We start from the raw sequence: 20,421 nt of genomic DNA, 5'->3' as shown, positions 1-20,421 counted from the left end.
CGCTCCTTCAATGACCCAAATAGGCTTCGATCACGGCGGGGTTTTTCCGGACCTCGTCCGGCCGTCCCATCGCCAGCACCTTGCCCTCCGCCATCACCATGACGCGCGAGCACAGCGACATCACGAATTCCATGTTGTGCTCGATCACGACGAAGGTGGCGTTCTTCTCGCGGTTGATCGCGACCAGGCGGTCCTTGAGGTCCGCCAGCATCGACGGGTTGACGCCGCCGGCGGGCTCGTCGAGCAGCACGAGGCGCGGGCCGCCCATGAAGGCCATGGCGGCATCGAGCAGCTTCTGCTGGCCATAGGAGAGGCCGCCGGCCGGCTCGTCCGCGAGATGGTCGAGCTTGAAAAAGCCGATCATCTGGTTGGCGGCCTCAGTCAGCCCGGCATCGGAGCGGCCGACCAGTCGCGAGGCCATGTTGCCCTGGTGCTCCTGGCCCGCGAGGATCAGGTTCTCGCGCACCGAGAGCTTTGGGAACACCTGCAACAGCTGGAAGGTGCGGCTGACCCCGAGCTTGTTGAGCTCGGAGGGACGCAATCCCGTGACCAGCTTGCCATCGAGCTTGACCTCGCCGCCCGATGGCGTGAGCTGGCCGAGGATGCAATTGAACAGGGTTGACTTGCCGCAACCATTCGGGCCGATCAGGCCGAGGATCTCGCCCTCGCGCACATCGAAAGAGACGCCGTCGACGGCGCTGATGCCGCCAAAGTTCTTCTTGATATTCGTAACCTCGAGGACCGCGTTCATTGCACCGTCTCCAGGCGGGATTTTGCGACGGCACGCAGCGCGGACGCTGCCTTGGTCCGCCGTGCCGCCATGGCGCGGTCGAGAATTCCCAAAATGCCGGTTGGCGACCAGATCAGTAGCAGCATGACGGCGACTGCGTAGAGCATGAGATAATAGCCCTCCGTGAAGCGCAGCCATTCCGGCAGCAGCACGGCGATCATCGCGCCGAGGAAGGGGCCGAAATAGAAGCCGGCACCGCCGACGATCACCATCATCAGCAGATCGAGTGAGAGCGACAGGTTGAACGGCACGGGATCGATATATTGCGTCAGCGGCGCATAGAGTGCGCCGGCGACGCCGCCAAGCGCCGAGCCGATCGCAAACGCCATCAACGTGTAGCGGCGGGTGTCGACGCCGAGCGATTGCGCGCGCAGCGGGTTTTCGCGCAGCGCCATGAAGGCGCGGCCCCAGGGCGAGCGGATCAGCCACCACACTGCGAGCGACACGATCGCGAGCGAGCCGAGGCAGACATAGTAGAACGGCAGCGGCTTGTTGGTCGCTAGCCCAAAGATGTGCGGGCGCGGGATGTTGGAGATGCCGTAGATGCCGCCGGTGAGCCAGCTCTCGTTGCGGAACACCAGGAAGGCGAGGGTGGAGAAGGCGAGCGTGACGAAGGCGAGGTAGTGATGCTGCACGCGCAACGCCGGATAGCCGAGCACCCAGCCGACCGCGAAGCTTGAGGCAATCGCGACCAGTATCGCCGCCGGCAGCGGCCAGCCATGGGTGGTCATGATCGCCGCCGCATAGGCGCCGATGCCGACGAACGCGCCCTGCGCCAGCGAGACCTGGCCGGCATAGCCGAGCGTGAGGTTGAGGCCCATCGCGGCGATGCTCATCACCGCCCATTGGCTCAGGATGAACAGGCCGTAGCGGTTGAAGTTCATGGGAACGATAATCAGCGCAGCGATGACAGCAAGGCCGAGCGCGATCTTCAGGGGTTTGGCGAAGCCGCTCATACGGTGCGCTCCTCGGCGCGGCCGAGCAAGCCCTGCGGCCGGAACAGGATGACGGCGATCAGGAAAATCATCGGAACGGCGGCGCGGTACTGCGTCGAGACATAGGCGGCCGCGAGATTGTCGAGCACGCCGATCAAGAGACCGCCGGCGATCGCGCCGCGCACCTGGTTGAAGCCGCCGACGATCGCGGCGATGAAGGCGGCCTGGCCCAGCACTTCGCCAGAGGAGAATTTGGCGAGATAGATCGGCGTGATCAGCAGCGAAGCCAGCGCCACCAGGAAGGCGTTGATCAGGAAGGTCAGCAGGATCATGCGCTCGACCGGAACGCCGATGATGCGCGCCACCGTCGGGTTTTGCGCTGCCGCCTGCATCTGGTGGCCGAGCGAGGTGCGGTTGAGAAGTGCCGTCAGTCCGAAGACAGCGAGAATAGCGACGACGAGCACGCCGATGCTTTGCAGCGACACCGCATGGCCGAGAATGGAGATGTCGCCGGTCGGCACGATCGACGGGAAGGGCGAGGCCTCGGCGCTGAAGAACTGCTTGACGGATTCCTTGATGCCGATCGCCAGCGCCATGGTCGCGATCGCCAGCGGCAGCACGCCGTGGCGCATCATCGGATCGACCAGCAGCATCTTGAAGGCGAGGCCGAGCAGGATCATCGACAAGAGGATGCCGAGGATGATCGCGAGCCAGAACGGCGCGCCGGCATGCATTACCGCCAGCATCAGGAACGCCGGCAGCATCACGAACTCGCCTTGCGCGAAATTGATGGTCTGCGAGGTCTGCCACAGCAGCGTGAAGCCGACCGCGACCAGCGCATAGATCGCGCCGGTGGCGAGTCCCGCGACCAGAAGATCGAACAGATTGGACATGTTTCCTCTCGTGTCCCTAGCCCCGCTCTGTCGTCTCCCTCTCCCCGTTCTTACGGGGAGAGGGCGGGGTGAGGGACCGTCTCGGCAAGATCATTTCTCACCGTCTGCTCGGAGCACCCCTCACCCCACCCTCTCCCCGCGAAGGGCGGGGAGAGGGAGAGGAGACATCTCTCCCCGCATCCGCCTTCGCTAAAGCTTCGGCGAGACGGGTGCGGGGAGAGGTGAAGGACCACGTCCCTCACTTCACTTTCGGCAGCACCTGCTTCACCACCTGCTTGCCTTCGACCACCTCGACCAGGAAGCTCTGGCGGTCGATGTCGCCGGTGTCGCTGAAGGTGACGTCCATCAGGATGCCCGGCTCGTCCGCGGCCTTGATGGTCAGACCGTGCAGCGTGTCGGCAAACTTCTTCGGGTCGACTTTGCCCATCTTCTCGGTGGTGGCCTTCACCATGTAGACGGCGAGATAGCCCTTCAGGCCGTTGTGATCGGGGACGTAATTGTACTTCTTGGAAAACTTCTCGCGGAACGCCTTGATGAGGTCGACCGGCGCGTCGGTGGTGAGGCCGACATGGCCGCGCGCGCCATTGGCGGCATCGCCGGCGAGTTCGATCACCTTCTGGCCGATCAGCGTGGTCTCGCCCATCAGCGGCGCGGTGACACCCTGGCGCTTCAGTTCTTTCAGGATGCGCGCGCTCTCTTCTTCGTTCAGGTAGACGAACACGGCATCGGGATTGGCAGCCTTGATCTTGCCGACGTCGGCGGCGAAATCGGCCTGGCCCGCTTCGGTCGAGAGGTCGGCGACCACCTTGGAGCCGAGCCGGTCGAGTTCTTTCACGATGACGTCGCGGCCGCCGCGGCCGAAATCATTGTTGACCCAGACCACCGCGACCGACTTCGCCTTCATCTCGTCATGGATGTATTTGGCGACCTTCGGCATCGAGGATTGCTGGCCGAACGAGGTGCGGAACAGGAACTTGTTGCCTGCTTGCGTCAGCTCGGCGGCCTCGCCGCCCATGATCTGCGCGATGCCGGCTTCGGCGGCAAGCGGCGCGGTGACCTTGACCGAGCCGGAATAGCCGGGGCCGAGCAGCACATAGGGCTCGGCGTCGAGCGCCTTCTGCACCTGGGCGCGCGCGACGCCGGGGTTGGACTGCGAGTCGGCGTGGGTGACCTCCAGCTTGCGGCCGAGCACGCCGCCCTTGGCGTTGATCTCCTCGATCGCGAGGTCGATGCCGTTCTTCCAATTGGTGCCGACGGTGGCGCCGCCGCCCGAGAGCTCGGCGACGTCGGCGAGCTTGATCGCCTGGGCAAAGGCACTCGTTGCCGTCATGGCGGTGAGCAGCGCGCCCACCAGTAGCGTTGATTTCATCGTCCTCTCCTCCCGTTTCAAATCTTGCAAGCGGCCTTGTGCCCGGCCGCTTCGTCTCAAGCTGCCTGATAGGCGGCGCTGCGCGCGGCCATCACGGTATCAAAAGCCTCTCCCATGATCTCGGTCGATGGGGCAAGGCCCGTGAACAGTTCGAAGGCGTCGGCGGCCTGGAAGATCGCGAGCTCGCGTCCGGTCATGATCCGAGCGCCTTTCTCTCGCGCTGCGGCAAGCAGCGGCGTGATCAGCGGCGAATAGACGGCATCGGCAACCCACAGGTCTGCCCTGAGCAGCGCCGCCGGCACTGGCGTGTCGCGGTTCGGCAGCATGCCGACTGGCGTGCCGTTGACGAGGCCGGTTGCGCCATCGAGCGCATCCTCGACGCTTCCGGCCATCCTCGTGCCGCCCTGCTTGGCAAGCAGCGAGGCGAGTTTCTCGGCGCGCGCAGGTTCGCTGTCAAAAATGCGGATGTCGGTCACGTCCAGGCTCGCCAGCGCAAACGCGATCGCCTTGCCGACGCCGCCGGCGCCGATCACGGCGACGGCATTGGCGGACGGGGCCAGCAGCGGGGCCACCGCGCGCGCAAAGCCGGTGGTGTCGGTGTTGTGGCCGGTCAACCGGCCGTCCCTGACGACGACGGTGTTGACCGCACCCATGGCGGCAGCGCCCGGCGCCAGCGCGTCGAGCAGCGGGACCACGGCTTCCTTGTAAGGGTAAGTGACATTGACGCCGGCAAAGCCGAGCCGCCGCACTCCTTCGAGCATCATGCGGAGCCCGGTCGCATCGGCGCCGGCCACTTCAATGAGCTGGTAGTGGCCGCGCAGGCCGAGCGCCTCGGCGGCGCGCTCATGCATGGCGGGGGACGCGGAATGCGCGATTGGCGCGCCGATCAGGCCGGTGAGAAGCTTCTTGCTGGCGGCGTATCCGCGCTTCGACATGGTTCGCTATCGTCTCGTTGGGAGCGTCCGGTCCCGGCCATTAGCGGGGAAATCCGCGCAATTCCAGCTCTGACGATAGTCTTTCCCTGGCGTAACACAATTACCCTTTTATCCGGCAAACCTAACATAATGTTATTTCTTCCGCGCGCGTGCCGGGCCGGCCTTGCTGTTGCCGCGGGACGGCTCGACCGCGCGCATCTCAGCGCGCAGGGCGTCGATGAAGTACTCGGCATGGAGCGACAACGGCGCGCCGCGCTTCACTGCGATGTAGGTGTCGAACCGCGTCGGCTCGGTGATCTTCAACAGCTCGATTCCGGGATAACCGCCATGGGCCACCGTGAACTGGTCGATGATGGCGATGCCGAGCCCGGCCTTCACCAGCGCGCAGACCGTGGTGCCGAAGCGCGCGCGGATGGTGATGTTGTAGTCGAGCCGGTTGCGCGCGAAGATCTCGGCCATGATCCGCCCGTAGGGATCGTTGGGATCGATGCCGATCAGCGGATAGCGGGTGATCTCGGCGGCGGAGACCTGCTTGCGGCCGGCGAGCTCGTGACCTGGCGGCACGATGCAATAGAGCTCGCCCGAGGCGAGCGGCATGAAGTCGAGCCCGGAATGCTCCAGCCGGTAGCTCATCGCTACGCACTCGCCGCGGCCGAGCATCAGATAGTCGATGGCTTCCTCGAGCTTGAGGATGTTGATGTCGATGCCGAGATCGGGATAGCGGCGACGCACGCGCTCGATCGCGCGCGGCACCATCACCTGCGAGATGCTCGGCACCGAGCCGATGCGCAGCTCCGACAATCCACCGCGGCCGATCTTGGAGATGATCTCGGAGAGGTCGTCGACCTTCTTGTAGACGCCGTTGATCTGCTCGAAGATGTTCTCGGCTTCCGGCGTCGGGAAGTAGCGCCCGTTTTGGCGCTGGAAGAAGCGGATGCCGAGTGAGCGCTCGGTGTATTTGACGAGGCGGCTGATCCCCGGCGCCGAGACGTTGAGCAGCTTCGCCGCGCCACCGATGGTGCCCGTCACCATCACGGCACGGATCACTTCAACCTGGCGCAGCGTCATCATGTCCTGGGCATCCGAAGCATGATCGTGGTGGCGGGGGCCTTCCCTTTCCCCTTGTGGGAGAGGGTGGCTCGCCGCGAAGCGGCGAGACGAGTGAGGGGTTCTCTCCGCCTTGCGAGCTCTCGCATTTGAACGCGCGGAGACAACCCCTCATCCGGCGCTTCGCGCCACCTTCTCCCACAAGGGGAGAAGGGAAGGCAATGGTCAAACTGTTTCGACGAAAATCGGCACGTTCAAGGGCGTCGCTCGCGCTGGACGCGTCGTTTGCTGCAACTGCGTTGGCTAGCTTGCCGGGCCCTCGGGCAAGAGGCTGTCCGCCAGCTCCGCGCGCTCGCTTTGCAGCACCTCGCGCGCGAACTCGATGATCTTCTGCTTGTTTGCCGTTTGGCGGACGGCGAAAAACACGCGGTTCAATTCCAGGCCGAGCACGCTGTTGAGGGCGATGTCCTCGTCTTGCATCGTGGTTTTCCCGCTACGGACGCGTTCAGGTGTATCTTGACCTCACTTCTTCCACAAGTAGATTAAATCTTCAGTGCGGACGGAACACCGGCAAACTACGGGAGCAGCGAATTGAGGCAGCCCCCAAATACGTGCTATACGGCAGGGCGAGAGTCAGGAAATGCACTGATGTCCGCCGTAGACTATGGCCGGGAGGCGCTCGACTTCATCGAAGGCCTGGGAGCCTATACCAAGGTTCCGGACGCCATGGACGCGCTTGCAACCGCGTTCGGCCGATACGGTTTCGAGCATATCATCGTAACGGGCTTGCCGAATCCCGATCAACGCTTTTCCCAGATGGTGCTCGCCAAGAAGTGGCCGGCGGAGTGGTTCGACCTCTACATCCAAAAGAGCTACGACCGTGTCGACCCCGTGATCCGCAAATGCCGGCAGACGGTGAACCCTTTCGAGTGGTCTGAGGCGCCGTACGATCCGGAGCTGGAGCCGGGTGCGGTGGAGGTGATGCGGCGCGCCGCCGATTTCCGCATGTCGCGCGGCTTCGTCGTGCCGATCCACGGCTTGACCGGCTACGAGGCCGGCGTCTCGCTCGGTGGCGTCCACCTCGATCTCAACGCGCGCAGCAAGCCGGCGCTGCACTTGATCGGGATGTACGGCTTCGATCACATTCGCCGTCTGCTCGATCCGGTGCCGCATCCGTCGATGCGCCTGACCCCACGCGAGCGCGAGGTGATTGCCTGGGCGTCGCAAGGCAAGTCCGCCTGGGAGATCGGCGAGATCCTGCACATCACGCAACGCACGGCGGAAGAGCATCTTGCAACTGCCGCGCGCAAGCTCGGTGCGGTCAACCGGACGCATGCGGTCGCGATCGCGATCCGCCACAGAATCATCAATCCCTGAAATCCTCGCCTACTGGGAAATTTCCCAATAGTCGACTTTGCCTTTTTCGCTGAGGCTCCCCCTCATTTCGAGCCATGGGGGAGTTCATGATTCATGTGATTTCTGCCGTCAATCGGCATCTCTACGAAGACGTTCTCGAACAGTATTTTCGGGTTCGTCACGAGATTTTTGTCGAGGAGCGGAAATGGGAGGCGCTACGCAAGCCCGACGGCCGCGAGATCGATAGCTACGACAATGAGGACGCGGTCTACCTGCTGGCTCTCGAAAACCGCCGGGTGCTCGGCGGCTCCCGCCTGTATCCCACCACCAGACCGACGATGATGAGCGAAGTCTTCCCGCATCTCGCGGCGGTGCGTGGTTGCCCGTCGGACCCGCTGGTCTGGGAGTGGTCGCGCTTCTTCGTGTCGCGCGAGCGCCGCGACGGCGCGTTCAATCTACAATTGATGGCGGCTGCGCAGGAGTTCTGTCTCGATCAGGGCATCGAGCGTCTCTGTCTCGTCATGGAGACGTGGTGGTTGCCGCGCTTCAACGACATCGGATTCATCGTGACGCCGCTGGGATTGCCGGCGCTGGTGGAAAATTCCTGGACCATGGCGGCAACGATCGAGGTCCGTCAGGAGTCGCTCGATGTCGTGCGTGACCGTATCGGAATGACGAGCGTCGTCCAGCAGGACGGTCCGCGGATCGACTGCATTGCCCGTGCCAACCTCCGCGGCCTTGCCGCGCAACGAAAGAGCGCCTGAGATGTCGAACCTGATGCGGGACAGCCAGATCATGGCGCAGACCAAGGACGAGAACCTCGGCTACATGTCCGACATGGCGCTCGAGCTGGCGCAGATGGCGGACGATTCCGGATTGGCGACGCTGGCCTACCTGTTCCGGATGGCCGCGCTCGAGGCCTCGACGGCCAACAGCGTGCTCGCCGAACCGGACGACTTTCCCCAGCAGATGACGTCGCACTAGACGCATTTCTCGCCGAATTTCGACGATATTCGCACCCTCCCTCGGCCTGCCGGGGGAGGGTGATCGTTTGGGTGCGGCAGGTTGCCCCATGCCGCGCGGCAACCTTTTTGCATTGCCGAGCAGGTTTCGGCCGCGCACGCCGAGATGCAACAAAGTGCATGTTTGGTGTCAAATCGCTCTTGCCTCGGAACGATACTGCCATTACCCATTTTTCGGCCTTGAACAGGCAGGGGGAGCTCTTTCACTGATGGCGACTGTGTTCGAACATCGGCGCGACACCGCGTGCGCCTGAAAGAGTCTTGATGCTGCTCGTCGTCGAACAGTTCTTGAACGGATTGCAGTTCGGCCTGCTGCTGTTTCTGCTCGCCGCCGGCCTGACGCTGGTGTTCGGGATCATGGATCTCGTCAACCTCGCGCACGGCTCGCTCTACATGATGGGCGCCTATTTCGCCGCGACCTTCGCGGCATGGACCGGCAGCTTCCTGCTCGGTGCGCTGCTGGCGCTGGGCGCGACGCTGGTGCTCGGCATCGTGCTCGAGATGAGCGCGCTGCGGCATCTCTATGGCCGCGACCATCTCGACCACGTGCTCGCAACCTTCGGCCTGATCCTGTTCTTCAATGAAGCCGTGCGGCTGATCTGGGGCCCGGCCGGCCTCGCGCTGCCGCTGCCGGCCTGGCTCACCGTGCCGGTGCCGATCCTGCCCGGCATCCACTACCCCGCCTACCGCCTCGCCATCATCGTCGTCGCGCTACTGGTGGCGCTGTTGCTCTATCTCGGCGTGATGCGCACGCGCATCGGCATGCTGATCCGGGCCGGCGCCTCCAACCGCGAGATGATCGGCGCGCTCGGCATCAACATCAAGCTGCTCTACACGCTGGTGTTCGGCCTCGGCGCCGCACTCGCGGGCCTTGCCGGATTGATGCAGGCGCCGATCCTCACCGTGCAGATCGGCATGGGCGAGAACATCCTGATCCTCGCTTTCGTCATTATCGTGATCGGCGGCATCGGCTCGATCCGCGGCGCGTTCCTCGCCGCGATCTTCGTCGGCATGATCGACACGCTCGGCCGCGCCTTCCTGCCGAACCTGCTGCGGCAGGTGCTGAGCGGCGCCGCCGCCTCCACCGCCGCGCCCGCGCTGTCGTCCATGCTGATCTACCTCCTCATGGCGATCGTGCTGGTGGTGCGGCCGGAGGGGCTGTTTCCGGCCAGTCGTCGATGAAGGCTTTCACTGTGAGCAAGGCCGTCACGGCCCTGATGCTGGTGGGCCTCGTGCTGCTGCCGCTCTATTCGCACCTGACCGGCAACATCTTCATCCTGACGCTGTTCACCCGCATCATCATCCTGGCGCTGGCGGCCGCGAGCCTCAACCTCATCATGGGCTTTGGCGGCATGATGAGCTTTGGTCATGCCGCCTATCTCGGCATCGGCGGCTACGCCGTCGGCATGCTGGCGCAGGAAGGCGTAGGTTCCGGTTTCATTCAGTTTCCGGTCGCGCTCGCTGCCTCCGCGATCTATGCGCTCGTGATCGGCGCGCTCTCTTTGCGCACCCGCGGCGTCTATTTCATCATGATCACGCTCGCCTTCGCGCAGATGGCCTATTACGTCGCCTCGGGCCTGGCGCGCTACGGTGGTGATGACGGCCTGACCATCTACAAGCGCAGCGACTTCTCGGGGCTGGTCGACCTGTCGAATCGCACGCAGTTCTACTATCTCTGCCTCGCCTGCCTGTTTGGCGTCATCTTCCTGATCTGGCGCATCGTCAATTCGCGCTTCGGCCTCGTCGTGCAGGGTCTGCGCTCCAACGAGCAGCGCATGCAGGCGATCGGCTTTCCGGCCAAGCGCTACCAGCTGGTTTGCTTCGTCATATCCGGCACGATGTGCGGCCTTGCCGGCGCGCTGCTCGCCAACAACACTGATTTCGTCAGCCCGGCCGTGATGTACTGGACCCGCTCCGGCGATCTCATGGTGATGGTGATCCTGGGCGGCATGGGCACGCTGTTCGGCCCGATCATGGGAGCGGTGGTGTTCCTGCTGCTGGAAGAGTTCCTGTCGCAGATCACCGAATACTGGGCGCTGATCATGGGCCCGCTCTTGCTGCTCATCGTCCTGTTCGGCCGCGGCGGCATCATGGGTGCGCTCGGGAGGGCTGGCCGTGGCTGAACCCCTGCTCCGCGTCGAAAAGCTGGTGCGCCGCTTCGGCGGCATCATCGCGACCGACAACGTCTCGCTCGACGTCGCTAGCGGCGAGCTGCACGCCATCATCGGCCCGAACGGTGCCGGCAAGACCACGCTGATCAGCCAGCTCACCGGGCATCTCGAACCGCATTCCGGTAGCGTCTCGCTGGCTGGGCGCGACATCACCTATCTGCCGGCCTATCGGCGCTGCGCGCTGGGCCTTGCCCGTTCGTTCCAGATCACCTCGCTGCTGCTCGATTTCACCGCCGCCGACAATGTCGCGCTGGCAGCCCAAGCGCATGCCGGCACGTCGTTCCGCTTCTTCGCCAACGCGCGCAAGGAGAGGGGCCTGCGCGATGCCGCGCATGCCGCGCTCGATCGCGTCGGCCTGTCGCATCGCGCCGATGTCGTGGTGTCCAGGCTGAGCCATGGCGAGCGCCGCGAGCTCGAGCTTGCGGTTGCGCTCGCGAGCAAGCCAAAGCTCCTGCTGCTCGACGAGCCGATGGCCGGCTTAGGGGTCACCGAATCCCAGCGCATGGTGAAGCTGCTCCAGGAGCTGCGCAAAGAGGTCTCGATCGTGCTGGTCGAGCACGACATGCCGGCGGTGTTCGCGCTCGCCGATCGCATTTCGGTGCTGGTCTACGGCCGTGTCATCGCCTCCGGCGATCCGGCCGCGATCCGCCAGAACGAGGACGTCAAGCGCGCCTATCTCGGCGATCAGCATGTGGTGACGCATCATGGCTGACACGCTGCTCGACGTCGACGGCATCGAAACCTGCTACGGCCTCTCCCAGGTGCTGTTCGGGCTGTCGCTGTCGATCAAGCCCGGCGAGATGGTCTCGCTGATGGGCCGCAACGGCATGGGCAAGACTACGACGATCCGCTCGATTATGGGCCTGACGCCGGCGCGATCAGGCGCGATCCGCTTTGCGGGCGCCGAGGTGCGACAGCTTCCGTCGTACAGAATTGCAAAACTCGGCGTCGGCCTCGTCCCTGAAGGACGCCAGATCTTCCCGAACCTCACCGTGCGCGAAAATCTCGTGGCCGCCGCCGCCGATCGCTTCGGCAGCCCCAATCCCTGGACGCTGGCCGCGATCTACGTGCTGTTTCCGCGCCTCGCCGAGCGTGCCGCCAACATGGGCAACCAGCTCTCCGGCGGCGAGCAGCAGATGCTCGCCATCGGCCGCGCGCTGATGACGAATCCAAAACTCCTGATTCTGGATGAAGCGACCGAAGGTCTCGCGCCGCTGATCCGTGAGGAGATCTGGAATTGCCTGTCGCTGCTCAAGAGCCGCGGACAGTCGATCCTGGTGGTCGACAAGAATGTCGATCACCTCGCTCGCATCTGCGACCGCCACTACATCATCGAGCGCGGCAAGACGGTGTGGAGCGGCACCTCCGACGAGCTGATGGCCGCGCCGGATCTCCAGCACAAATATTTGGGGATCTGAGTCCCCGCTCTCTCCCCGTCATTGCGAGCGCAGCGAAGCAATCCAGACCATCTCCGAGGAGGCAGTCTGGATTGCTTCGTCGCAAGGGCTCCTCGCAATGACGGTGGAGAAGGCGGGTGCTCTCACCAATAAATCCCGTGCCGATGCAATTCGCGGATCACACGCGCTTCGACCGAGGGCTGGCGGCGCTTTGGCTTGGCCGCTTCGGTCGTGCTGGTTACCGGCGCTGCGGCTGACTGTGCAGGTGCTGTGGCAACCGGCGCAGTCGCGGCCGGCGCGGTCGTAGTCGTCGGCGTGGTGGTCGCTGTCTGGATATTTGCCGGCGGCGTTGCTGCCGGAGCCTGCGGTGCAGCCGATGTGACCGACGGCTCGGCTGCCTGCTGGTTCGGATTTGTTGCCGCCAAGCTCAGGCTCCGCGACCCGCCGGCATGCACTTGCGTCGCCAGCAGCGACATCGCGGATCAGGATCAGCTTGCGCATGGGAATCCCCGTCATCTGGTCAGTCCGTCTTACCTGATCGCGCCGGCCAGCGCCTAACGTGCCAGACGGTGCGTGCCGATTTCGATCAGGGTGGACCGGCAGGAGAGGCGATAGATCACACTGAACAACTGACTCAACATGATCGAACTCCATTGTTCATCATGGGCAGTAGTCTGCGCCCGCTTTCTTTCCGGGGATTTTCGCCGCTATCGGAAAATGGCTTCGTGGGGCGGGTTTGCGATGTCGTCGGAACCGGCGGGACGAAACGGCCTCACGCCGGTGTGAGCGCGACCTGCCGTCATTCAGGAGGCGGTCCGCAGGACCGAACCCCCGGAATCTCGCTGTTCCGGGTCTGGTGCTTCGCGCTATCCCGGAACGACGGCGCCCACGGATCAGAACGCCTCGAAATATTCGCGGTGCTCCCAGTCGGTCACCTCGGCGAGGAAGCGATCGATCTCGGTGTTCTTGATGTGGGTGTAATAGTCGACGAATTCAGGCCCGAGCTTTTCGCGGAAGAACGGATCGTCCTTGAGTGCGGAAACCGCATCGCGCAGCGATTTCGGCAGGAGCGGCGCCTTGGTCTCGTAGGGGGTATCGGCGGAGGGGCCCGGATCGAGCTTGCGATCGACGCCGTCGAGGCCCGACAGGATCTGCGAGGCCATGTAGAGATAGGGATTGGCAGCGGGTTCGCCGATGCGGTTTTCCAGGCGCGTCGCCGCATCGCCGGCCGCCCCGAGCACGCGGATCATCACGCCGCGATTGTCGCGGCCCCAGATCGCGCGGTCCGGCGCCAACGAATAGGAGCGGTAGCGCTTGTAACCGTTGATGGTCGGGGTGGTGAACACGGTGGAGGCGCGGGCGTGGTCGAGCAGGCCGGCCAGGTACGCCTTGCCGAACGCGCTAAGCGGCTCGCCGTCGTCCTTTGCCGTTTTCCTTGCCGTTTCTTTGGCCATGAACTGGTTCTCGCCGGTCGTGCGCGAGACGATCGACTGGTGCAGATGCCAGCCGCTCGCGAACACGTTCGGCAGTTTCGGCCGGCACATGAAGGTGGCGTGATAGCCATGCCGGCGCGCGATCTGCTTCACGGCGGAGCGGAACAGCACCATGTTATCGGCCGGTTCGAGTCCTTTCCTCGGCGCGAAGGTGAACTCGCACTGGCTCGGCCCGAACTCGACCTCGACCGAGCGCAAGGGCAATCCGAGCGCGACGATGTCGCGGCGCAAAATCTCCAGCACCGGTTCCATCTGATCGAAGCGCTGCTCGGTGAGGTATTGATAGCCGTGGCTGAGCAGGCTCACCGAAGGCGGCGTGCCGGGCTGGCCTGCGTCTTCCGGGCGCATGTGCGGGTCGTCGAGTCTAAAGATGTGGAATTCGACTTCGAGGCCCGCAACGAAATCGTAGCCGCGCATGCCGAACTCATCGAGCACCTTGCGATAGAGTCCGCGGGTTGCAAACGGCACCGGACGGCCGTCGCCAAAATAGAGATCGCACAGCACCCAGCCCGTCGCCGGCGCCCAAGGCAAAACGCGGAAGGTGGTGGGATCGGCGACCATCAGCACGTCGGCCGCGCCCTCCATCTCCTTCATGCCGAAGCCGCCGCCTGAGGTGAATACCGGAAACACCGTGCGATGCGAGGTGTCCTTGGCGAGCATGGTGGTGGTGATGGAGCAGCCGCTCTCCAGCGAGGCGAGAGCTTCGGAGGCGATGATGGTCTTGCCGCGCAAGATGCCGTGCTGGTCGGGAAAGGCGAGGCGAATGACCTCGAGGTTCTTTTCCTCGACGATGCGGCGCATGCGCGTCGCCGCGTCCCTCTGCTCATCCGACCACAGCCCATGACGCGCGACGAAAGTCACTTCTCCACTCCTCTAGTCGTTCGACGCGAAGCTGCTGCAACATACTCCGCCATTGCGAGCGTAGCGAAGCAATCCAGAGTCTCTCTGCGGGGGCATTTCTGGATTGCTTCGCTGCGCTCGCAATGACGAGGATAGGCCATCACGTTGACTCCGCTACCGTAGGGTGGGCAAAGCGTAGCGTGCCCACCGCGTGCCTATCGTCTGAAAGAAAGCATGGTGGGCACGGCGCTTTGCGCCTTTGCCCACCCTACGGCTTCGATGCACTAAGGTCACTCCGCCGCCGTCAGCCGATGCACGTTGTCGGCAATGTCCTTAGGCACCGGCGCAGTCCATGGCGCGCCGCGGCGGCGCTTGACGTCGACTTCCATCCAATAGGTCTCCCAGCCCCGCGTCGGGCCGATGCCGTCCATGGTCGCCGGGCCCTGGATGCTGCGTGCGTTGGCTTCGTCCAGAAACAGCATCGGCTTCTCGCCACACGAAACCTTCTCGATCTCCTGCCGCAGCAGGCGGCGATATTGCACGATCGCCTTGTCGCTCTGACCGAGATGCTCCTTGGTGCGGTCCTGGATCGCGCCCATCGATTCCACCGCCCACTGGTCGTGGACGTTGATGTCGGTGCCCATGCCGGTGTAGGTCGCGGTCTGCTGTTCGTGCGGATCGAAGCCGTAATCGTTGCTGCTGTTCTTGCGCGATTTGTAGTCGGGCAGCTCATAGAGCTCGAGCCGCTGCTCGCGCATCTTCGTCTTGTCCACCGGGTTGGTGTAGCTGGTGAAGATCGCGTACCAATAGCAGTTCTCGTCGTCGACCGGCACGTGCCACTGGGTGATCGTCATCTCCGTGCTCATGGGGATGATGAAGCCATGCGGGAAGAGCTGATTGGTGACGCGCACATGGGTGCGCTCCTCGTCGATCTCGCGCAGTGCGATCAGCCTGAGACCGTATTCGGTGTGCTCGACATTGATGATCGGGCGGTCATATTCGCGCAGGATTTTGGTCATCGGCAGGTCCGAGCCGGCCGAGGCGCCGCGGAATTGCTTGCCGTAGGCGGTGGAAGTGTCTTCATCCTCGAAGAAGCGGTGCAGATAGGAGGCGTGCGCGGGATCGATGCCGACTTCGAGCGCCTGCAGCCAGTTGCAGGCCATGTGGCCCTTGAAGGCGAAGGTGTGAGAGCCCGGCGCAACGAAGCAGTCGATCTCCGGGAATGCCGGCGGCTCACCTTCGCCGAGATAAGCCCAGAGGATGCCGCTCTTCTCCACCACGGGATAGGAGCGCTGGCGGATGTTCTGGCAGAGTTTTGAGTCCTTCGGCTCGGCCGGAGTCTCGATGCACTGGCCGGTGGCGTCGAACAGCCAACCATGGAAGGCGCAGCGCAGTCCGCCATGTTCGAGCCGCCCGAAGGCGAGGTCGGCGCCGCGATGCGCGCAGTGGCGATCGATCAGGCCGTAACGCCCTTGCTCGTCGCGGAACAGCACCAGGCTCTCGCCGAGCAGTTTTACGGGACGGATCGGCCGCGCACCCTCCAGCTCGTCCACCAGCGCCGCCGGCTGCCAATAACTCCGCATCAACTTGCCGCAAGGATCCTTCGGACCGGTGCGGGTGATCAGGTCGTTCTGCTCCTGGCTCATCATGGCGGGTGCATCCTTGTGGAGGGCGTTTGTTCGCCTATTGAACGAATGGGCGAATTATGACATGCCTTGGAGCTGCAGCAAGCACTATTTTGCAGGATTGTCCCGAAGCCATGCCCAAGCTGAAGCGCAGCGAGAGTGACGAGCGCGCGACGGATTTCGTCGAGAGCCTCGATCGTGGTTTGCGGCTGCTGCAGTGCTTCGGCGCCACGGCCGGCCCGATGACGCTGAGCGATCTCGCCCGTGCCGCCGATCTGCCGCGCGCCACGGCGCGGCGCATGCTGCTCACGCTCCAGCGCGGCGGTTACGTCTCCGGCGATGGCAAGCTGTTCTCGCTGACGCCGCATGTGCTGACGTTGGCTACATCCTATTTGCGCTCGAGTCAGATCATCGCCGTGCTTCAGCCCGTGCTCGATCGCATCGCAATCGCGGCGCAGGAAATCTCTTCGCTGGCGGTGCTCGATGGTGATGACGTCGTGTTTATCGCCCGCGGCGGTCCGACGCGGATATTTTCCGGCGGATTGGAGATCGGTTACCGGCTGCCGGCCTTCTGCACCTCGGTTGGCCGCGCCATGCTGGGCCAGTTCGACGATGCCGATCTCGCCGCGCGCCTGAATGCGATGAACCGCCAGGCGCTGACGCCGCAGACTGAAACCGATCCGAAGGCGCTGCTCGCGCGCATCAGCGCCGACCGCGCACAGGGCTACTCGCTGGTTGACCGCGAAGCGGAGCCGCATTTCCGCTCGATCTCGGTCCCCGTCCGCCGTTACGACGGCGTGATCGTTGCCGCCATCAACATGGGCGCCCATGTCGACCGCGTGCCCGCTCAGGAGCTGCTCGATCGCTTCCTGCCGCTGTTGCGCGACGGCGCGGAGGCGGTGCGCTCGCAACTTCTGTAGCTTTAGGTGCAACGCAAGAGCGGACTGGGCTGACGCAGAGCCGTCCTACACGCCGCCGTCTGTGCTATAATGCTGTCCGGACAAGATCAGGGAGCACGCCATGCAACACACCATGGTTCCCAGTGATCGCGTCGAGCACGTCGCCGTCTATGGGAGTGACGGCAGCAAGCTCGGCACGATCGAGCGATTGATGCTCGACAAGGTGAGCGGAACCGTCGCCTACGCCGTGATCAAGACCGGCCGGCTGCTCGGCACTCATCACCACTATCCTCTGCAGTGGAGCGCGCTGAAATATGATCCGGGACGTCAGGCCTTCCAGGCCGAGGTGACGCTGGACCAGCTCAGCAGCGGCCCATGCGAATTCGACGGCGACGCGTTCGATTGGGGCGACCGCTCGCGGCCCTATCCGCATCCGCATTACTGGTCGATCTAACCGCGTCGCAGCTCCTGTGGGCGAGCTCCACGCTCGGATCAATTCCGGTTGCGCATCCAGTCGGCGAGGCCGGACAGCGCCTTGTCGAGATCCTGCCGCGCGGCACGATCCGCCACCGTCTCCTCCAGCGCGCCGCGCATGCAGGCCATCCACGCGTCGCGCTCAGCATCGCCGATGGAAAAACCGATGTGGCGCTGTCGCAGCCGCGGATGGCCCTTATCGACCGAATAGAGTCGTGGGCCCCCGGTCCATTCGGTGAGATATCGCTTCAGCACGTCCCTGATCAGGCCGAGGTCGGCCGCATGCATCGCGCGGATGACTTTCGCCTCTGGCAGCGTGTCCATGCGCTGGTAGAAGCGATCGACCAGAAGCTCGATCGTGGCACTGCCGCCGATCCGCTCGAACATGGAGATAGTGACGGTGCTGTCGGTCATCTTTACAGCGCCACGCTGCGCAATCCAAAACTGCGCGCTTCGTTCTGCAGCACTGGGCGCACCGCGTCGATTAGCCGCGCGGCCGCGGCATCGATGGAGAGGCCCGCGGTATCCACCACCGCCGTCGCGCGCGAATACAGCGGCTCGCGGCTCAAGAGGATGTTGCGCAGCTCGGCCATCGCTGAGCGATCGTCAGCCATTGGGCGCAGATCGCCCTGGCGGCGGACGCGGGCCATGTGCTCTTCCGGCTCGGCCTTCAGCCAGATCGTGTAGAACGACGACAGGATCTGGTCGAAGGTCAGGGGCTCGGAGACTATGCCGCCGCCGGTCGCCAGCACCATCAGCTCGTTGCGCGCGAGCAGCTGCTGCAGCGCCGCCTGCTCCATGCGCCGAAAGCCTTCCTGGCCGTAGAGCGCGATGATCTCGGCGACCGAGAGACCGTTCTGCTGCTCGACCTCCTTGTTGAGCTCGACAAAACTCCAGCCGATCTTCTTCGCCAGCATCCGGCCGAGCGTGGATTTGCCGGCGCCGCGCAAGCCGATCAGCGCAATGCCGCAGAACGGCGCGCGCCGCGGCGCAGACGCGCTGCCGCCGGCGAGCAGGTCCTTGGCCTGCGCGATCTGCGCTGGTGTCGCCTTGCGCAACAGATCGCGAAACATCTGCCAGTCCGGCGTCGGATCCGCCGAGGGAAGCAGGTCTTCGAGATGTGCGCCCATCGCGTCGGAGACGCGGCGGAGCAGCACGATGGAGACATTGCCCTTGCCGCTCTCGAGCTGCGCGATGTAGCGCTCCGAAATTCCCGATACCTTGGCGAGCACTTTGCGCGACATGCCGCGCAGCGCGCGCATGGTGCGTACGCGCTGGCCGAGCTGTTCGAGAAATCGGGATTCGGCGTCGGGACTTTCGGTCATGAGGCTTCTTTAGCGGATGTCCTGCGGCGCGTTTTAATGAAACATAGTGCCTGCTGGCATTGACAGCAAGCCGCTGTGGTGTCTTTCTATGAATTATAATTCTAAAGTCGGGGAGACGTCCGTGAGCGAGGGATCCTACAACGCGGTGACCTGGCTGCTCGACCGTAACGTCGAGGAGGGCAGGGGAGGCAAGCTCGTGTTCGACGACACCGTCTCGCAGCTCACCTATGGCGAGCTTCAACGTGAGAGCCGCCGCGCCGCCAACATGCTGCGTCGGCTCGGCGTTCGCCGCGAGGAGCGCGTGGCGATGATCATGCTTGATACGGTCGATTTCCCGATCGTATTCCTCGGCGCGATCCGCGCCGGCATCGTGCCGGTGCCGCTCAACACGCTGCTGACCGCGGACCAATACGCCTACATACTCGCCGACTGCCGCGCGCGCGTGCTGTTCGTGTCCGAGGCGCTCTATCCCGTCATCAAGGACGTCGTCGGCCGCATGCCGGATCTCGAGCATGTCGTGGTCTCCGGTGCCAAGCAGAATGGCCACAAGCAGCTCGCCGAGGAGATCGCCGGCGAGAGCGATCAGTTCACTACCGCGGCGACGCATCCCGACGAGCCTGCCTTTTGGCTCTATTCCTCGGGCTCGACCGGCATGCCCAAGGGCGTGCGCCATCTGCATTCGAACTTGCAGGCGACCGCGGACACCTACGCAAAACAGGTGCTCGGCATCCGCGAGAACGACGTCTGCCTGTCCGCGGCAAAGCTGTTCTTCGCCTATGGTCTCGGCAATGCGCTGACCTTCCCGATGTCGGTCGGCGCCACGGTGATTCTGAACAGCGAGCGGCCGACACCGGCACGCATGTTCGACCTGATGAACCGTTACAACCCCTCGATCTTCTACGGCGTGCCGACCTTGTTCGCGGCCATGCTCAACGACGAGACCATGAAGAATGAGCGCGGCGGCAAGGCGCTGCGCATCTGCACCTCGGCCGGCGAGGCGCTGCCGGAGTCCGTCGGCAACAGCTGGAAGGCACGCTTCGGAGTCGACATTCTCGACGGTGTCGGCTCGACCGAGCTGCTCCATATCTTCCTGTCGAACGCGCCCGGCGATATCAAGTATGGCTCCTCGGGCAAGCCGGTGCCGGGCTATGCGGTGCGGCTCGTCAACGAGGCCGGCCAGGATGTGGCTGACGGCGAGGTCGGCGAGCTCCTGGTCGATGCCCCCTCCGCCGGCGAGGGCTATTGGAATCAGCGCCACAAGAGCCGCCGCACCTTCGAGGGACCGTGGACACGGACCGGCGACAAATATGTCCGCGACACTGATGGCCGCTACACCTTCTGCGGCCGCGCCGACGACATGTTCAAGGTCTCCGGCATCTGGGTCTCGCCCTTCGAGGTCGAGAGCGCGTTGATCACGCATCCCGCCGTGCTGGAAGCCGCCGTCGTACCCGAGGCCGATCCAGAAGGCTTGTTGAAGCCAAAGGCCTTTGTCGTGCTGCGCCCTGGCGCAACGACGAACGATCTTCAGGAGATGCTGAAGGAGCATGTCAAGCAGAAGATCGGCCCGTGGAAATATCCGCGCTGGATCGATGTGGTGGACTCGCTGCCGAAGACGGCGACCGGAAAGATCCAGCGGTTCAAGCTGCGGGAAGGGGCGAATTGATGCTGGGTGCTGAGCGTACCGCACTCGCCGCGCCTTACCCTCCCCTGGAGGGGGAGGGTCGCTTCGCATGGAGCAAAGCGCAATGCGAAGCGGGGTGGGGTGATCTCTCCACGCGGGCACCGCATCCGTGGACAGACTGTCACCCCACCCCGCTTCACATCTCGCTACGCTCGCTGTGAATCGACCC

General features: G+C 64.1%; 22 protein-coding genes. 10 read left to right on the top strand and 12 right to left on the bottom strand.

Annotated features, from left to right (window positions below; all coding sequences use genetic code 11):
* Nucleotides 1–7: 7 nt before the first annotated feature.
* From XH85_RS43950 to XH85_RS43920, 7 genes are all read right to left on the bottom strand, one after another.
* On the bottom strand, nt 8–751 hold the full coding sequence (locus tag XH85_RS43950) for an ABC transporter ATP-binding protein (protein WP_128936916.1): 744 nt from the start codon (nt 749–751) through the stop codon (nt 8–10).
* Nucleotides 748–1,746, bottom strand: a complete 999-nt coding sequence (locus XH85_RS43945; RefSeq protein WP_128936915.1) for a branched-chain amino acid ABC transporter permease — start codon at nt 1,744–1,746, stop codon at nt 748–750. The genes XH85_RS43950 and XH85_RS43945 overlap by 4 nt, the downstream gene beginning before the upstream one ends.
* Complete coding sequence (locus XH85_RS43940) at nt 1,743–2,618, bottom strand: branched-chain amino acid ABC transporter permease (RefSeq protein WP_128936914.1); 876 nt, start codon at nt 2,616–2,618, stop codon at nt 1,743–1,745. The genes XH85_RS43945 and XH85_RS43940 overlap by 4 nt, the downstream gene beginning before the upstream one ends.
* Nucleotides 2,619–2,856: 238 nt before the next feature.
* Complete coding sequence (locus XH85_RS43935) at nt 2,857–3,987, bottom strand: ABC transporter substrate-binding protein (RefSeq protein ID WP_128936913.1); 1,131 nt, start codon at nt 3,985–3,987, stop codon at nt 2,857–2,859.
* A gap of 56 nt (nt 3,988–4,043) precedes the next feature.
* Entirely contained in the window at nt 4,044–4,922 is an 879-nt protein-coding gene (locus XH85_RS43930; protein WP_128936912.1) for a shikimate dehydrogenase, read from the bottom strand.
* 132 nt (nt 4,923–5,054) lie between these two features.
* Nucleotides 5,055–5,993 (bottom strand): LysR family transcriptional regulator, encoded by a 939-nt coding sequence (locus tag XH85_RS43925; RefSeq protein WP_091884859.1) that lies wholly within the window; start codon nt 5,991–5,993, stop codon nt 5,055–5,057.
* 279 nt (nt 5,994–6,272) lie between these two features.
* A complete protein-coding gene (locus tag XH85_RS43920) occupies nt 6,273–6,449 on the bottom strand; it encodes a hypothetical protein (RefSeq protein ID WP_091884862.1) in 177 nt (58 codons plus the stop codon).
* A gap of 168 nt (nt 6,450–6,617) precedes the next feature.
* On the opposite strand from XH85_RS43920, the gene XH85_RS43915 reads away from it, so the two are divergent.
* The 7 genes from XH85_RS43915 to XH85_RS43885 all read left to right on the top strand — a co-directional run bounded on the left by XH85_RS43915 (nt 6,618) and on the right by XH85_RS43885 (nt 11,936).
* Nucleotides 6,618–7,346, top strand: coding sequence for a helix-turn-helix transcriptional regulator (locus XH85_RS43915; RefSeq protein WP_128936911.1), 729 nt, complete (start codon nt 6,618–6,620; stop codon nt 7,344–7,346).
* 86 nt (nt 7,347–7,432) lie between these two features.
* Nucleotides 7,433–8,089: an acyl-homoserine-lactone synthase gene (locus XH85_RS43910; protein ID WP_164934754.1), complete on the top strand. Its 657-nt coding sequence runs from the start codon at nt 7,433–7,435 to the stop codon at nt 8,087–8,089.
* Nucleotide 8,090: 1 nt separating this feature from the next.
* Nucleotides 8,091–8,309, top strand: a complete 219-nt coding sequence (locus XH85_RS43905) for a hypothetical protein (RefSeq protein WP_091884873.1) — start codon at nt 8,091–8,093, stop codon at nt 8,307–8,309.
* 302 nt (nt 8,310–8,611) lie between these two features.
* A complete protein-coding gene (locus tag XH85_RS43900; RefSeq protein ID WP_091884876.1) occupies nt 8,612–9,529 on the top strand; it encodes a branched-chain amino acid ABC transporter permease in 918 nt (305 codons plus the stop codon).
* Complete coding sequence (locus XH85_RS43895; RefSeq protein ID WP_128936909.1) at nt 9,526–10,470, top strand: branched-chain amino acid ABC transporter permease; 945 nt, start codon at nt 9,526–9,528, stop codon at nt 10,468–10,470. Before XH85_RS43900 ends, XH85_RS43895 begins: the two co-directional genes overlap by 4 nt.
* Nucleotides 10,463–11,230, top strand: a complete 768-nt coding sequence (locus tag XH85_RS43890) for an ABC transporter ATP-binding protein (RefSeq protein WP_128936908.1) — start codon at nt 10,463–10,465, stop codon at nt 11,228–11,230. The genes XH85_RS43895 and XH85_RS43890 overlap by 8 nt, the downstream gene beginning before the upstream one ends.
* The gene (locus XH85_RS43885) at nt 11,223–11,936 is read left to right on the top strand and encodes an ABC transporter ATP-binding protein (RefSeq protein ID WP_128936907.1); all 714 of its coding nucleotides are present in this window, start codon (nt 11,223–11,225) and stop codon (nt 11,934–11,936) included. Before XH85_RS43890 ends, XH85_RS43885 begins: the two co-directional genes overlap by 8 nt.
* Nucleotides 11,937–11,954: 18 nt before the next feature.
* On the opposite strand, the gene XH85_RS43880 is transcribed toward XH85_RS43885, so the two are convergent.
* The 3 genes from XH85_RS43880 to XH85_RS43870 form a co-directional block, all read right to left on the bottom strand.
* Complete coding sequence (locus tag XH85_RS43880; protein ID WP_245473875.1) at nt 11,955–12,416, bottom strand: hypothetical protein; 462 nt, start codon at nt 12,414–12,416, stop codon at nt 11,955–11,957.
* Nucleotides 12,417–12,808: 392 nt separating this feature from the next.
* A complete protein-coding gene (locus XH85_RS43875) occupies nt 12,809–14,269 on the bottom strand; it encodes a glutamine synthetase family protein (RefSeq protein ID WP_128936906.1) in 1,461 nt (486 codons plus the stop codon).
* Between the two features lie 269 nt (nt 14,270–14,538).
* Nucleotides 14,539–15,897: an aromatic ring-hydroxylating dioxygenase subunit alpha gene (locus tag XH85_RS43870; protein ID WP_128936905.1), complete on the bottom strand. Its 1,359-nt coding sequence runs from the start codon at nt 15,895–15,897 to the stop codon at nt 14,539–14,541.
* A 110-nt stretch (nt 15,898–16,007) separates the two neighbouring features.
* Between XH85_RS43870 and XH85_RS43865 the strand changes: the two genes are divergently transcribed.
* Together XH85_RS43865 and XH85_RS43860 are read left to right on the top strand one after the other, a co-directional pair.
* Nucleotides 16,008–16,793 (top strand): IclR family transcriptional regulator domain-containing protein, encoded by a 786-nt coding sequence (locus tag XH85_RS43865; RefSeq protein WP_128936904.1) that lies wholly within the window; start codon nt 16,008–16,010, stop codon nt 16,791–16,793.
* A 100-nt stretch (nt 16,794–16,893) separates the two neighbouring features.
* Nucleotides 16,894–17,226: a PRC-barrel domain-containing protein gene (locus XH85_RS43860; protein ID WP_128936903.1), complete on the top strand. Its 333-nt coding sequence runs from the start codon at nt 16,894–16,896 to the stop codon at nt 17,224–17,226.
* 38 nt (nt 17,227–17,264) lie between these two features.
* On the opposite strand, the gene XH85_RS43855 is transcribed toward XH85_RS43860, so the two are convergent.
* The gene (locus tag XH85_RS43855) at nt 17,265–17,660 is read right to left on the bottom strand and encodes a group II truncated hemoglobin (protein WP_128936902.1); all 396 of its coding nucleotides are present in this window, start codon (nt 17,658–17,660) and stop codon (nt 17,265–17,267) included.
* A 2-nt stretch (nt 17,661–17,662) separates the two neighbouring features.
* Nucleotides 17,663–18,571, bottom strand: a complete 909-nt coding sequence (locus tag XH85_RS43850; protein ID WP_128936901.1) for a helix-turn-helix transcriptional regulator — start codon at nt 18,569–18,571, stop codon at nt 17,663–17,665.
* A 121-nt stretch (nt 18,572–18,692) separates the two neighbouring features.
* On the opposite strand from XH85_RS43850, the gene XH85_RS43845 reads away from it, so the two are divergent.
* Complete coding sequence (locus XH85_RS43845) at nt 18,693–20,234, top strand: benzoate-CoA ligase family protein (protein WP_128936900.1); 1,542 nt, start codon at nt 18,693–18,695, stop codon at nt 20,232–20,234.
* Nucleotides 20,235–20,421: the final 187 nt, after the last annotated feature.

This window comes from Bradyrhizobium zhanjiangense (assembly GCF_004114935.1).
In the GTDB taxonomy this organism is placed as follows: Bacteria; Pseudomonadota; Alphaproteobacteria; order Rhizobiales; family Xanthobacteraceae; genus Bradyrhizobium; species Bradyrhizobium zhanjiangense.
Note: the sequence above shows the minus strand (reverse complement) of the source record. Positions and strands in the feature narration are given on the sequence as shown.